Annotated in this window: 10 protein-coding genes; 6 read left to right on the top strand and 4 right to left on the bottom strand. The window is 36.5% G+C overall.

The annotated features are described in order from the left end of the window. Nucleotides 1-11 precede the first annotated feature (11 nt). Nucleotides 12-923, bottom strand: a complete 912-nt coding sequence (gltC, locus tag FS608_RS15120; RefSeq protein ID WP_144552375.1) for a glutamate biosynthesis transcriptional regulator GltC — start codon at nt 921-923, stop codon at nt 12-14. 147 nt (nt 924-1,070) lie between these two features. On the opposite strand from gltC, the gene gdhA reads away from it, so the two are divergent. Continuing rightward, the gene (gene gdhA / locus FS608_RS15115) at nt 1,071-2,453 is read left to right on the top strand and encodes an NADP-specific glutamate dehydrogenase (RefSeq protein WP_144552373.1); all 1,383 of its coding nucleotides are present in this window, start codon (nt 1,071-1,073) and stop codon (nt 2,451-2,453) included. Nucleotides 2,454-2,627: 174 nt separating this feature from the next. On the opposite strand, the gene FS608_RS15110 is transcribed toward gdhA, so the two are convergent. Further along, entirely contained in the window at nt 2,628-3,935 is a 1,308-nt protein-coding gene (locus tag FS608_RS15110; protein WP_186328743.1) for a M14 family zinc carboxypeptidase, read from the bottom strand. A gap of 330 nt (nt 3,936-4,265) precedes the next feature. On the opposite strand from FS608_RS15110, the gene FS608_RS15105 reads away from it, so the two are divergent. After that, nucleotides 4,266-6,815: a GH39 family glycosyl hydrolase gene (locus FS608_RS15105; protein ID WP_144552369.1), complete on the top strand. Its 2,550-nt coding sequence runs from the start codon at nt 4,266-4,268 to the stop codon at nt 6,813-6,815. A 61-nt stretch (nt 6,816-6,876) separates the two neighbouring features. On the opposite strand, the gene FS608_RS15100 is transcribed toward FS608_RS15105, so the two are convergent. Both FS608_RS15100 and FS608_RS15095 read right to left on the bottom strand, forming a co-directional pair. After that, nucleotides 6,877-7,269: a C-glycoside deglycosidase beta subunit domain-containing protein gene (locus tag FS608_RS15100; protein WP_144552368.1), complete on the bottom strand. Its 393-nt coding sequence runs from the start codon at nt 7,267-7,269 to the stop codon at nt 6,877-6,879. 1 nt (nt 7,270) lies between these two features. Further along, nucleotides 7,271-8,290, bottom strand: a complete 1,020-nt coding sequence (locus tag FS608_RS15095) for a sugar phosphate isomerase/epimerase family protein (RefSeq protein ID WP_144552366.1) — start codon at nt 8,288-8,290, stop codon at nt 7,271-7,273. Nucleotides 8,291-8,647: 357 nt separating this feature from the next. Between FS608_RS15095 and FS608_RS15090 the strand changes: the two genes are divergently transcribed. The 4 genes from FS608_RS15090 to FS608_RS15075 all read left to right on the top strand — a co-directional run bounded on the left by FS608_RS15090 (nt 8,648) and on the right by FS608_RS15075 (nt 14,676). Then, a complete protein-coding gene (locus FS608_RS15090) occupies nt 8,648-9,436 on the top strand; it encodes a sugar phosphate isomerase/epimerase family protein (RefSeq protein ID WP_144552364.1) in 789 nt (262 codons plus the stop codon). A gap of 19 nt (nt 9,437-9,455) precedes the next feature. Next, a complete protein-coding gene (locus FS608_RS15085) occupies nt 9,456-10,553 on the top strand; it encodes a Gfo/Idh/MocA family protein (RefSeq protein ID WP_144552362.1) in 1,098 nt (365 codons plus the stop codon). An 82-nt stretch (nt 10,554-10,635) separates the two neighbouring features. Next, nucleotides 10,636-12,894: a beta-glucosidase BglX gene (bglX, locus tag FS608_RS15080; protein WP_222127358.1), complete on the top strand. Its 2,259-nt coding sequence runs from the start codon at nt 10,636-10,638 to the stop codon at nt 12,892-12,894. A gap of 384 nt (nt 12,895-13,278) precedes the next feature. Beyond that, nucleotides 13,279-14,676, top strand: a complete 1,398-nt coding sequence (locus tag FS608_RS15075; protein WP_144552360.1) for an MFS transporter — start codon at nt 13,279-13,281, stop codon at nt 14,674-14,676. The last annotated feature ends 33 nt before the right edge of the window (nt 14,677-14,709 follow it).

Below are 14,709 nucleotides of genomic sequence, written 5' to 3'. Positions count from 1 at the left end.
CTAGGAACATATTAATTCCGAAACTCATTTAATCTTTCATAAGTTTCAAGCAGGAAATTATAAAATAATGCTTCGGTTGGGAGCAGTTTACGCTGGGTCGGGTAGATGACACCGACTGTTCGAGTGAGATTCGCATCGGAAATTGGAATTACCACGGTAGATCGAGGGGTGTTATCTACCAATGTCATCTCTGGCATCAATGCTACCCCTAAACCTGCAGAGACTAACCCTTTTAATGCATCAATATCTTTTCCTTCAAAGTCTATTTGTGGGGAAAAACCTGCATCATTACATGCTTGAACCACCTGTTCGCGAAATACAAACCCTTCAGGAAGGACACAAAATGGGTCATTCCTTAAATCCCGCAGCCGAATGGTTTTCCGATCTGATAATGGATGATGTAGAGGGAGGAGTGCAACGATATTTTCTGTAAATAACGTTGCTCCTTTGATTTTTTTCTCTTTTTCCTGATTGGGCATGGGTGCGATCATGGCCAAATTAAATTCACCATTTATAACACCATCTATTAAATCATAATAAAGGGCATTGCTCATTTGGAATTTCGCGTCTGGGTAGCGAGTGCGAAAAGCGTATATGATGGAGGGCAATGTATGGGCCGCCATGCTAATAGGGAATGCAATTCGTACAGTTCCTTTTTCAGGATTTAAATTTTCTTCTACTTCTCTCTTTGCATCCTCCATTAAATACCATACTTGTTTCATCCGTTCATAAAAAATTCTCCCGAGAGGGGTTAACTTTACACTTCTTCCCTCACGTATAAAGAGTTTTACACCTAATTCGTCTTCTAAATTGAAGATTTGTCTGCTAACGGAAGATTGGGCAACATGCAAGGCATCTGCTGCTTCTGTTACATGCTCTCTTTTTGCCACTTCTAGAAAATATTGAATTTGCCTTGTCTCCATTTTTATTCCACTCCATTTTAATGCGTTAAACGCATTAATTTCATCGTAAATTAAGATTGAAACTATTAATTATTAAATTATAAAATGAAAATACACGTAAGAAAAGGGAATTTTCTTAACTTTAAAATACATTAGGGGCTGACCGAGATGAAAATGCTGGACAGAGTAGAAGAGAATCAAATGCAGATCGTGAAAGATTACGTAAATCGTTTATTTAAAACGGTTCAAATGCGTAATCCAAATGAAGGGGAATTCCAGCAGGCTGTTAAAGAAGTACTTGATTCTTTAGTACCTGTCCTTGTCAAAAATCCAATATATATTAAGCAAGCAGTGCTCGAAAGAATGATGGAACCTGAGCGATTAATTAGCTTTCGAGTGCCATGGGTAGATGATCAAGGGAATGTACAAGTGAATCGCGGGTTTCGAGTTCAGTTTAGTAGTGCGATCGGACCTTATAAGGGAGGACTACGTTTTCACCCTTCAGTTAATGCAAGTATCATTAAGTTTCTCGGTTTTGAGCAAATTTTTAAGAACTCATTAACAGGGCAGCCAATCGGCGGTGGAAAAGGCGGTTCTGACTTTGACCCTAAAGGGAAGTCAGATTTTGAAATTATGCGGTTCTGTCAGAGTTTTATGACGGAGCTTAGCAGATATATCGGACCAGATGTGGATGTTCCCGCTGGTGATATCGGAGTAGGGGCTAGAGAGATCGGATATATGTTCGGACAATATAAAAAATTAAAAGGTGCTTATGAAGCAGGGGTTTTAACTGGAAAAGGCATTGGTTATGGGGGAAGCTTAGGCCGGAAAGAGGCAACAGGGTATGGATTAGTATACTTTGTAGAAGAAATGCTCAAGGATAAAGGATTAAGCTTTGAAGGAAGTACAGTGGTAGTATCAGGTTCCGGAAATGTTTCCATTTATGCCATCGAAAAAGCATTAGAATATGGTGCAAAAGTGGTAGCATGCAGTGATTCAAGCGGTTACGTTTATGATCCAAACGGTATTAATTTAGATACGGTTAAACGATTAAAAGAAGTCGAGAATAAAAGAATTTTTGAATATGTTAAAGAACATCCAGATGCAATCTATCAAGAAGGGTGTTCAGGCATTTGGACGATCCCGTGCGATATTGCTTTACCTTGTGCAACACAAAATGAGTTAAATAAGGAAGCGGCAGAAGTTTTAGTTTCGAATGGGGTTAAGGCAGTAGGCGAAGGTGCAAATATGCCTTCAACTCTTGAAGCTATCGAGACGTTTATCGAACAACATGTTTTATTTGCTCCTGCCAAAGCAGCAAATGCAGGAGGAGTTGCGGTCTCTGCGTTAGAAATGGCGCAAAATAGTGCAAGACTGGCTTGGACACAAGAAGAAGTGGACCTAAAATTACAAGGGATCATGAAAGATATATATAGTAAGAGTGTGAAAGCTTCAGAGGATTATGATGCCTCTGGGAATCTTGTTGTCGGTGCGAATATAGCTGGATTCGTAAAAGTAGCCGATGCCATGATTGCACAGGGAGTAATATAAGATATAGGATCTAGAAAAGATTTTATAGAAAAAGGATCAACACACTACAGGATAAAAAGTCACCTATTGGTGACTTTTTGGTTTACATAGAATAGAAAAAACTGACCCAAAAGGTGACAATACATCAGATTTTTGGGTCAGCTCCATTTAACAGGTTAAATTATCATACATGAATTAATCTCTTGTAGTAGGGTCCTCAATTCTATTCGTTGATTCTGGAATCGCATCATAAATCGCTGTATCCACATCATGAATCGATCCGTCTGCAAGTCCTTTAAATACCTCAAATAATGGTACTTTTACAGTTTCTTTCAACATGCCAGCCTGTTTTTGTCCTAGTGTCTGGCTTTGTCCTTTGATTTCAATCAACATAATGGCTGCATCATTTAATGCAAACGCCCCTAGAGCGGTACCTGGAAGGTTAACATCAGGATATTTTTGAACAGCTCCATATTGTGAGTTCCCTCTTTGAAGAGCGAGATTGGCCAGCGCATTAACTTGTTTGCCAAGCTTTAATACGTCTTCATCCACCTCATAATGCTTTCCTGAGAATGGATCCGTGTAAGGGTCTGCTACTACAGCTGCCACTTGAACTGGAACAGATCTGTTATCTTCATCAGAAAGCGTATTGAACCCACGGTGGTGAACATCAACATATACATCAGGTTTAAATTCTTTAAATACACTTGTAACGGTTCTGGCTTCTGCTGTTACATAAAAACCGCCGTAATTGCTGTTATTTGTTGTTCTGTTATTTAGGAATGCGGCTACTTCAGCTGGATCTTCCTTTTCTACCCTAAAATCCAAATTTGGATTGTAGTCTCGGTTTTGGTCATAACCAGGAATACCATACACTACACGCCCATCATTTGTCTGGCCTCTCTCATCGCCAACTGAGTTATAGTACCATGGCGCCAAAGTACCAACAGGAAGGCTAATATTTTCTGGAAGCCAAGTTTGGTGTGTATAACGGGTAGGGTACCATTTTCCTTCGAATGTATTATCGGATCCTTCTGGATTAATTCTTGGCATAATCCAAATGGAGACCTTATCTAGTATTTCGTTTATTTCCTGCCCGCCGCTAGATAGTTTTTGAATAATATCAATGGCTGCCTCGGTTCCAATTTGCTCGTTACCATGGATTTGCGTCGTAATTAAAATTCTTTTTTTGTTTGGATCCGCATCACCGAATTTCACCAAATACAAAGGATCGCCTTGATCGGCTTCGGTCTTATATCCATCTAATGTATGATTGGAATATCCTACAACCTCTAACTTCATTTTCCCTTTAGATGATGCTTCAAGTTTTTGTAGAGTTTTGGCTAGTTCCTCATTTGACATATAACTTGATAATGAGATGTTTTGTTCGTCCTCAATATAAGGTCCGTTTGGATTTGATTGAGGTTCGGCCATTGCTGGTGATGATAGAGTCATGGTTAGAGCCATTGCAGTTGGAATAATTGCCTTTGAAAACTTTTTCATAAAAATACCCTCCAGTATGTAATTGATCCCATTTTTGTTTGTTACTAATAGTAAAAGTTGGGAGTTATTCATTATATTACCAGATGGGGGATTGGTTATTAACTGAAAAGATAGTATATTTAGAAAATTAAATCAATAGTACTTGTATATTATTTCGTTTCGGTAAATATTACCCAATAATTCCTTTTGGAAATTCCAGTCTTTTTTCCTGTTCGTCCTTTTTTAAACAAAAAGTAAGAACTTACTTTCGGGTAAAAAATTGTCGAACTATTATTTTAATTTATGCTATATTAGAGAATAGTAGTTAAAAAAAACTAGAGTTAGTTTCTTATGGCGGTGATTGAATTGAGTGGTACGCATATTTTCCAAACTTCAATAGATTCAAAGTTAATAACTGTTTCCGTTATGAGTAACAAGAGTAACCTGGAACATGCTCATCGAGAAATTGAATTAATTTATATAATAAAAGGTCAACTCCAAGTGAAAATCAAAGGGAATACCTATCACCTGAACAAAGCTGATTTTATCTTAGTGAATTCAAATGATTTTCACTCCTTTCAATCGGAGAAAGATAATTTATTTATTGTTTTTCATTTTAATTATTTGGAATTAAGCTCCCTGCTGGCTCAAAAAAATCTTTTATTCACTTGCAACTCAATGGAACAGGGTGAATCTTTCAATCAGGAACTTAGATTGATCATTGAAGAACTATTATCCGTATATATGCAGCAACGACATGATTCCGAAGTTGAGTCTTTAGAGAAGACATTTAAATTAATTTCATTTCTAAAATTACATTACTTAAAAAGCACAAATCAGTTTGAAATACAGAGCTATTCGACTAGTAAAGGACAAAATGATCGATTATTAGAAATCATTGAGTACATGCAGAGCAATTATCGTGAGCCCTTAACGTTAGAAGAGGTAGCCGATCTGCATTACATTTCGGTTCCCTATTTGTCTAAGTTTTTTAAAAAACAAACAGGAAAAACCTTTTCACAATACGTAAATGAAATCCGTCTAGCCCATGCAGTTAACGAGTTAGTGTACTCCCAGAAGCCGATCACTCGTATTGCTTTAGATAATGGATTTCCAAATTTAGCGGCATTTAACAGAGTATTTAATGAAAGTTATCAATTAAAGCCAGTTGAATATAGAAAGAAAATGTCAGAAACAGCAGAGAAAGAAACAGAATCTACTAATGATATCAGCAATCTAGAAACCAATGAAGCACTTACTGAGCTGCGTCAATATCTTAAAAGTACCGAGGACAAAAGTGTTCAAGCATTACCTCAATCCAGAAGTACTGCGGATAATGAAATGATAAAAGTTGGAAAAACAGAAGCTTTTGTTAAGTATTGGAATCGATTACTCAATATTGGATATGCAAAAGATTTATTGAATTCAGATATGCAAGAGCAAATCAATCTTCTGCAATCGGAAATCGGTTTTACCTATGCTAGATTTTGGGGATTGTTCGGTGATGATATGCTTCTAGAAGATCGCTCTGGAGGAAGTATCACTTACAATTTTTCCAATGCTAACAAATTATTGGATTTTCTCATTAAAAATAAATTAAAACCCTTTATCGAAATGGGTCCTAAACCAAAAATCATTCAAAAAGCCATTGGGGAGACTCTTGTAATCCAAACGATAAGCAGTGAAAGGACACTGGAGGAATGGCATAATCTAGTGACGGCGTTTTTGCTGCAATGCATCGAGCGTTATGGTAATGAAGAAGTCGAGACATGGTATTTTGAATTGTGGCGACCAATGGATGAACTTAATAGTAAAGCAGAGGAAGAAAAAGATTTCTTAGCTAAAATGAAGAATAATCAAAATCAAGATCCTCAATTTGGTGAGTATTTTAAAATATTTAGTGAATTTAAAAAGACGGCACAAGAACTTGTACCTAATGCAAAGATTGGCGGTTGTGGGTTAAGTATGGACTTAGAGGGTGACAAATTGGATATGTTACTGGAACAATGGAAACAGGAAGAAATACAACCAGACTTTCTTTCCATTTATCTTTATCCAATTGAAATCGATCGTGATAAATACCGCGTTCCTATTAAAAATTTACATTCCACTAATCCTCATTATGTACTAAACAAGTTGAATGATGTGAGGAAATCTTTGAAAAAAGCAGGGTTTGAGAATTTAGAACTGAATGTGACTGAATGGAATATCTCAATCTCCAATCGTAACTATCTTAATGATAGCAGCTTTAAAGCATCCTACATGGTTAAAAATATTGTTGAAAATTTAAATCAAAATCAATTGAAAATGATGGGATACTGGTTATGTTCTGATATTTTTAGTGATTTTAGGGATTCGAAAAACATTCTTCATGGCGGCGCCGGGCTAGTGACGAAAAATGGTATCAAAAAACCGAGTTTCCATGCATTTGTCCTATTAAAACAATTAGGAGAGATCTTAGTGGCTAAAGGTGACAATTTTATTGTTACAAAAAAGTCAGGTGATCGCTATCAAATATTATGTTTTAATTATAAACATTTCAATTATTCTTATTACTTACATCCCGAGGGTAGTACAGGAATCCACGAGCAATATGATATATTTGAAAATAATGAGCCTCTAAACCTTTCATTGGAAATTCAAGGTATCGCGAATGGTAAATATCGTGTAAAAGAATTAAAACTGAATCGCATTCATGGTAGTGTACTAGATGAGTGGTTAAAATTTGGTGCGGTAGATGACATCAAATCGGATGAAGTGGATTATTTTAAGCAAATCTGTGTTCCTTATATGAAAGTAGAGCATTCCCTTGTTGAGAATCATTCGATTGTTTTGAGAGGGGAACTTCAACCCCATGAGGTGCGGTTATTTGAGCTAAATTTGTTATTTGGCGAGAGATGATTTTCGGTTATATGAAAAAAGAGGGTAAAAATCTTCTTAGATTTTTACCCTCTACCATTTTTTAAGCGATTTCGACAGTTCTAACTTTACGTCCCGCCAAGGGGACAGGTATATAGGCTGTACGAACAACTACATCTAAAGCTACCTCATGATTCCCCTTAGATAACCCACCTTCTTTGAGTACTCTTACTGTTAACGGTTCACCGTATTCCCATTTATAGGAAGTGACGGTTTCCATTTCATCTAAAGTAAACCAATCTATTTCATCAACTGAGCATACAATATGTTCACGTGCAATCTTTTCACCATCGACTGCAACGCCAATATCATTGACCATGCTTAGAGGAATGCCCCTGTAATAGGTAATATTGGTTTTCAATTCAAACCCAGTAACGTGACCAGTTTCTACTATATTTCTACAGGTATCTTCTAGGAAAACATTATTATCAAACATATCAATATACCTCCTGACCTTCTAATTTCTTAATTTCTTTTCGAATAAGCGCCTGGTGTGCCAAAACTTGCTCTTTTTCCTTCATTGGATTTCCAGGGAGTACCCAGCGGTTTCCTTCATATTCTGTAGAAACATAACCATCATAGCCTTTATCATGCAGATATCGCAGAATGCCTTTATAATCTATCGAATACTCTTCTCCAGTTTCTGTCATTTCAAATAATTTAAAGTGGAAATGTTTAATGTACGGCATATATTCATCTAACACAGTGAATGGATCATTTTCATATCCATCTGCCATATGTGCAAAGAAGTAATCAGCATCTGATTTTAATAATGGTTTTAAATCATCAGGGAATCCACCATTTTCAAGATATACTTTCCTTGGGTCTTTCCCTTGCTCGAAAATGTGATTGATATATTCAATTACTTCCTGGTTTGTTCCCAATTGCTTGCAATAATCAGCCATTACTCTTGGCAGCCTGCGGCAGAAAATCCCCGTATCGATTACCAGACCAACATAAGGAGAATTTAATCTCTTCATTTCTTTAATAAAATCTTGAGTTTTCTCAACATCAAAGCTTAAACCTGCATGAATTTCCAATGCTAACGTCACATTATATTTTTCCGCATACGGCAATAATGGTTCGATAACAAATGCTGGTACCATGGACACTAAACGTATCAGCCTAATCCCTAATCGATTGGCAAGCTTTATTTCTTCAATAAGTAGTTCAACACATTCTTTTTTCGTTAATTCGCGATTTTTGTATAAGTTTGTATTTAAGAAGACATCCGCAATTACTGGCTTCATTTTATAGGTAGATACTAGTCGATCCCATTCCGTTATAGTTTCTTCTGAAGGATGCGGAGTGTTATGCATCATTTGATCCGGAATAATTTCAATTCCTTCCACTGAATTCTCTGCTAAAAATTTAAAGATATCCTCTAGGCTCATCCGCTTATTTAAATATTCATCCTGCAAACTATACAAACTTACGCATGTTTTTATGTTGTTCATAAAAAATCTCCTTTGTTAATTATTTTCCTTATTTAATGTCGCTTACATATGTATCATAACTTGTGTTTCTCCTCATTCCTTTTCATTATTTATCATTGCAGATATAGATTTTCGTCTCCTTTTTGTGTCTATCTACTATTCATTAGCAGAGGTTAAGAATCGCATGTAAATTTTTAACCTCTTATGGTTATAGGTGTTTAAAAGAAAACAAATTGAATAAAAAACTGCCAATAAAGTGGTTAAGAGGTGGAGAGAAACTTATAAACGTAACCATTAAAATAAAATTGTAAGCGCAAATCAAAAATAAAAAGTTATATAGATTGTAAGCTCCAATAAATAAGAGAAGAGGTTTTTGAAATGATGCAACTTGGAATCATAGCGTCACCAACGGAGGAAAGTTTTCAACGTGCCAAGCAAAAAGGACTGGATTTTATTGAGGTTTGTGTGAATGAAGGGCAAGATGTGGATGCCTTTTATCAGAATAGAGGAAATTTACTAAAGTGGAAAAATGAATACGGTGTTTCAATTGAATCAATAGGCAGATGGAAGTCTTTACGTATTGATGAAAAGGGAAGTGTCAAAGAAGAAGAATTAGAGAGATGTTACAGATTAATCGATGTTGCTAGTGAATTAGGATGCACCAATTTTGTTAGCGGATGTAATTACGTCGAAGAATTATCCTTTTATGAAAACTGTACAGCTGCGATAACCTTTTTTTCACTGCTTATTGATTATGCTAAACCAAAAGGGGTAAAAATTTCTACTTACAACTGCCGAAAAGTAAACTTTGTCCATAACCCTGAAGTTTGGAAAATCGTTCATGGGCATTTAAAAGACTTGGGGATTAAGTTTGATCCATCTCACAGCAGATACTTCGGTGGGGATTATTTACAGGAAACGTTAGATTGGGGAGATCGTTTCAACCATGTTCATTTAAAGGGATCCATGATCATTAATGGCCAGAGAGTGGATGACCCGCCTGCAGGGCTGGATCAAACGGATTGGAAAACATTTATTTCTTTACTAAGAGTGAAAGGGTATTCTGGCGGTCTGAGTATTGAACCACATTCACCAGTTTGGACAGGAGAATTAGGCGAAAAAGGAATCGATTTTACCATCGAATACATGCAGAAACTTGCATTTTAAAGCAAAAGGAGAGGATTAAATGAATAACCGGAAATTAAGATATGGGTTAATTGGTGCGGGGAGTAACGCGGAGAGAAAACATTTAAATAATTATATGAATCTCCCTAATATTGAATTAGTCTCCATATGTGATGTGAATCTAGAAAATGCTAATAAATTAGCCAAAAAATATAATATCAACACCGTTTATAGCAATTATGAGGATATGATTACTACAGAAAATTTAGATCTTGTCAGTGTTTGTACACCGAACTATCTGCACGCAGAAATTTCTATTTACGCTCTATTAAAGGGTGTAAATGTTCATTGTGAGAAACCCCTTGCCGTTAATGCAATCGAAGCGAAAAAAATAGTGGAGGCAAAAAATAAATCTGGGAAAAAGGTAATGGTCGGTCTAAATAACCGATTTACAAATGAAGCAGTTTATTTAAAGAAGTATATTGATGAGGGGTTCTTGGGAGAAATCTATCATGCCAAGGCTGGTTGGATTAGACGGAGCGGCATACCAGGAAGGGGAACCTGGTTTACAAATAAAGATTGTGCCGGCGGCGGAGTAATGATCGATTTAGGGGTTCACTATCTAGATTTAGCATTGTATCTTATGGGTATGCCAGAACCTTCTTATGTGACTGGAGCTACTTATAATAATTTTGACCACACGACAAACCGTAATCGCAATGGATATAAGGGGAATCCGAAGGGAATCTTTAATGTTGAAGATTCTGCACTGGGCTTTATTGGTTTAAAAAATGGAGCAACTGTTAATTTCGAATTCAGCTGGGCATCTAATATTGAAAAAGACAAACAGTATGTAGAAATACTCGGAACAAAAGGTGGAGTTTCACTTATTAATGGGGAGCTGAAGATCCATTCTGAATTATTGGATACTTGTGTTGATATTTCTCCCATTCTAAATCCAAATATTAAATTAATGAATGAATTCGAACATTTTACAAATAGTATTCTATCAGGTGAGCCATTAATGGCTCCTGCAGAACATGGTGTTTACACGATGGATATTATTGATCGTTTTTATCAAGCAGCAAATCGGAAAGAACCCGTTTTTTTCGAGAAAGAAGATAAAAATAAAATTCTATTACTTTCTTCATCATTTTGAGGAAAAAGTACCCTTTAGGTTGGATAGAAACAAAATCTATCTATAGGGTACTTTTTTGCTTGAGTATAAAAAATAGAGAGGAATGATTTTGGCTATGGCAGAATTAAACATCCAGGAAAAAATGATAGTGGAGGATTACGAGAATAAGATCAATGAACTAATTGATAAAATGACGACAGAAGAAAAGGTTGGTCAACTAAACCAATCACTTCCATCTATTTTTGGTGCGTTTGGTATGACAAAAGACGAAATCATAGAGAAATTAGTAGAAGGTGAGATTTCCTATGAGGATTTTCAGGCCATGGAGAGAGATTATCATAAAGATGATGTTAGAAAAGGTTTGATTGGTTCTATGGGAGGGATCACCGGAGCTGAACTTTCCATTGAATTACAAAAAATTGCAATTGAGGAGTCTAGATTAGGCATTCCACTTCTTTTTGGTTTGGATGTGATACACGGTTATAGGACGATTTTTCCGATTCCACTTGCAGAAGCATGTAGTTGGGATATGGAATTAATAGAGAAAACTGCAGAAATTGCAGCCAAAGAAGCCTCAGCAGCAGGTATTCATTGGACTTATGCCCCAATGGTTGATGTTTCAAGAGACCCTCGTTGGGGAAGAGTAGCAGAAGGCGCCGGGGAGGACACTTATCTCTCTAGTGTGATTGCCCAGGCAAGAGTAAAAGGATTTCAAGGTGAGAAACTTTCTGATCCTGATAGAATACTTGCCTGTGCTAAGCACTTTGCTGCTTATGGAGCTGCTATTGGCGGCCGTGATTATAATACAGTGGACATGTCCCTTCAAACTCTTTATGAGGTTTATCTTCCTCCTTTTGATGCAGCTGTAAAAGCGGGTGTTGGAACATTTATGAGTGCATTTAACGATTTAAATGGTATCCCCTGTACTGTAAACAAGTTCCTTTTAACAGATGTATTAAGAGAGCAGTTTGGGTTTAAGGGGTTTGTTGTAAGTGATGCCAATTCAATAGCAGAAGTAGTGGTTCATGGGGAATCAGTTGATCGGAAAGAAGCTAGTAAGAAGTCTTTATTAGCAGGGCTGGAGATGGACATGAGTCAAGGTACATATCTAAAAGATTTACCTGAACAAATCAATAACGATGATATACACGAAGAGGCATTAGATGAAGCAGTTCGACGTGTTTTACGCATTAAGTTTCAACTAGGACTCTTTGATAACCCATATAGAACGAATAGTGAACTTGAAGAAAAAACATTACTTGCTCCTGAACATGTAGAGGTGGCAAGAAAGATGGCGCAACGTTCCATCGTTTTATTGAAGAATGAAAATAAGATCCTTCCATTAAAGAAGGATCTTAAGAAAATTGCTGTCATTGGGCCATTGGCCGATAATAAGAAGGAAATGTTGGGTACGTGGGCGATCACTGGTGAATCAGAAGATGTGGTTACTGTCCTGATGGGAATCCAATCAGCGGTCGATAAGGATACAGAAATCGTTTATTCCAAGGGCTGTGAAGTAACAGGTGATGAAGATTTAGACTTTAATACTGCCGTACAAATAGCAAACGAATCGGATGTCATTATTGCAGTTGTGGGTGAGAGTGCTGACATGAGTGGAGAAGCTTCGAGTCGTATGGATCTTAACTTGCCAGGTCGCCAGGAAGAGTTATTAAAGGCATTACATCAAACAGGTAAACCAGTTGTAGTTGTCCTAATTAATGGTAGACCACTATCAATTCCTTGGGCTGCTGAAAACGTGTCTGTCATTGTTGAAGCATGGCAATTGGGGATTGAGAGCGGTAATGCGATAGCGGATGTTTTGTTTGGGGATTATAATCCAAGCGGTAAACTAGTAGCTACTTTCCCATATTCAGTTGGCCAAGTCCCCATTTACTATAATCATCCTAAAACGGGAAGACCCGCTAGTAAAATAAAATTCACATCCAAATATATAGACGGTCCATCTGAGCCATTGTATCCTTTTGGCTTTGGATTAAGTTATACTACGTTTAAATATGAAAATCTGCTAATATCAGCTTCTGAAGTTACGAAGGAAGGTAAAGTTACAATTAGTGTAGATGTGCAAAATACAGGGGACCGGTCCGGAGAAGAAATAGTACAGCTTTATCTAACAGATGTTGTTGCAAGTAGAGTAAGACCGATTAAGGAGTTAAAAGGATTTAAAAAAATAGAGTTTATGCCAAGCGAGAAGAAAACAGTAAGTTTTGAGTTTGAGATCAGGAATCTTGGTTTCTATAATGATGCAATGGATTATATTATTGAACCTGGTTTATTTAAAGTAAGCATCGGTCCAAACTCGAAAGAAGGACTTGAAGGAGAATTTATAGTAGTAGATTATTAATCTTTTTTAACCGTTAGTGATCCTATAGACGCAGCTATTTAACTTATGTTAAATGGCTGCGTTTTTTATTGTTATTATCCAAATATTTATTATTCATCTAAGCTATTTAATAATGTGATAAAATAGCTAGAAAAGCGATTCGAATGGACTATTTCTAGTCAATAGTTTCTGAATTTTGAAACAAAAGATTAAGAATTACCATTAAATTTTTATCCTCATTAATATGAAAGCCCTTTAAATCTTAAAGAGGTTAAAATATTGAAGTTATATGTGTAATATTATGAAGGCGCTTGCATATTCGGTAAGTTAATATAATTTTAACAGTAGCTACTGTAATGAGAAATACTCAATTTGGGGTCAGTACTTTAAATTAGGAGGAGTAATATGGCAAATGCAGTGGTTCAGCAAACAAATGAGATAGTTGCACCTCAGAATACTGAAAAGCTTAGTTTTATAACAAAGTTAAGTTATGGATTTGGAGAGTTTTCTGCTAGCGTTGTGTGGAGCTTAGCGTCATCCTATCTATTATTCTTTTATACGGATGTTTTCGGTATCGCAGGTGGTGTGGCTGCTATCATTTTACTAGTTGCTAGGGTTTGGGATTGTTTCGTAGATCCAATACTTGGCCTAATCATGGAACGCACGAAAAGCAAACACGGACGTTTTAGACCATATATCCTTTATGGGGCATTTGCACTTTGTGCCCTAAATATATTAGCTTTTTACACCCCGGATTTACCAATGACGGGCAAGATCATCTATGCTGGAATCACCTATTTATTATTAGGTACTGTTCACTCGGTGGTTAATGTCCCATATGGTGCACTAGCAACCGTCATGACTAGAGATACGAATGAAAGAACAAATTTAAACTCTTATCGAGGAGTCTTTGGACAGGTAGCTGGTATTCTAACAGGTGCAGCGGTTATGCCTCTAATTACTCTATTAGGTAATGGTAACCAACAAAACGGTTTTTTCTTTGCAGCAATTGTTTTATCACTAGTTTCAGCACCACTTTTATACTTAACCTTTAAAAACTGTAAGGAAGTTATTGAGCCTGTTAATGAGGAAAGACCATCATTAAGGGATTCTCTGAAGGCTGTAAGTTCCAATAAACCGTTAATGTTGATTTTAGTAAATCTATTTACTGTTTTAGTGGGACTATTTGGAAGAATCGGTACGCTAACTTATTACTGTATTTATGTATTACATCGCCCAGATCTAATCGCTGTTTTATTTACTCTATTGTCTGTCTGTGGAGCAGTTGGGGCCATTATCCTTCCGTTCATAGCAAAGTTTTTAGAAAAGAAAACAATTATGATTACTGGCACAACCATTACAGGAATTGCCTTTATGGCCATGTATTTTACAGCGACTACTAATATCACAATGATCATTGTATGGACAATCATTGCAAGTTTACCAATTGGTTTTGCAAGCCCGATGGTATTTAGTATGGTTGGTGACTGTATCGATGAACATCAGGTGAAAACTGGAATTCGTGCTGATGGTGCAATCTATTCCGTTACAAGTCTTTCAACCAAAATTGCAAGCGCTATCGTAGGAGCTGCAGCTGCCTCTATTCTTGGAGCAATCGGTTATGTCGCCAATGCAGAACAAACCCCTGAAGTAGTGAACGGAATTAACGTGTTGGTAAACCTGGCACCTGGTATTATCTTTATTCTATCAACAATTCCGATGTATTTTTATAAAATTTCAAAGGCAAGGGCTATGGAAAATACAAGCGAACTTTTAAGAAGACGAAATGAATTATTAAATTAAGAAATTTATGCTTATAGGCTGCACAAATTGTGC

The sequence above is a fragment of the Bacillus sp. X1(2014) genome, from assembly GCF_007678255.1.
The sequence above is the reverse complement of the archived record's forward strand: the minus strand, read 5'-3'. Positions and strand labels throughout refer to the sequence as shown.

Coding starts and splice junctions, on each gene's coding strand:
- gltC (WP_144552375.1), bottom strand. CDS start 923: ATGGAGACAAGGCAAATTCAATATTTTCTAGAAGTGGCAAAAAGAGAG.
- gdhA (WP_144552373.1), top strand. CDS start 1,071: ATGAAAATGCTGGACAGAGTAGAAGAGAATCAAATGCAGATCGTGAAA.
- FS608_RS15110 (WP_186328743.1), bottom strand. CDS start 3,935: ATGAAAAAGTTTTCAAAGGCAATTATTCCAACTGCAATGGCTCTAACC.
- FS608_RS15105 (WP_144552369.1), top strand. CDS start 4,266: ATGGCGGTGATTGAATTGAGTGGTACGCATATTTTCCAAACTTCAATA.
- FS608_RS15100 (WP_144552368.1), bottom strand. CDS start 7,269: ATGTTTGATAATAATGTTTTCCTAGAAGATACCTGTAGAAATATAGTA.
- FS608_RS15095 (WP_144552366.1), bottom strand. CDS start 8,290: ATGAACAACATAAAAACATGCGTAAGTTTGTATAGTTTGCAGGATGAA.
- FS608_RS15090 (WP_144552364.1), top strand. CDS start 8,648: ATGATGCAACTTGGAATCATAGCGTCACCAACGGAGGAAAGTTTTCAA.
- FS608_RS15085 (WP_144552362.1), top strand. CDS start 9,456: ATGAATAACCGGAAATTAAGATATGGGTTAATTGGTGCGGGGAGTAAC.
- bglX (WP_222127358.1), top strand. CDS start 10,636: ATGATTTTGGCTATGGCAGAATTAAACATCCAGGAAAAAATGATAGTG.
- FS608_RS15075 (WP_144552360.1), top strand. CDS start 13,279: ATGGCAAATGCAGTGGTTCAGCAAACAAATGAGATAGTTGCACCTCAG.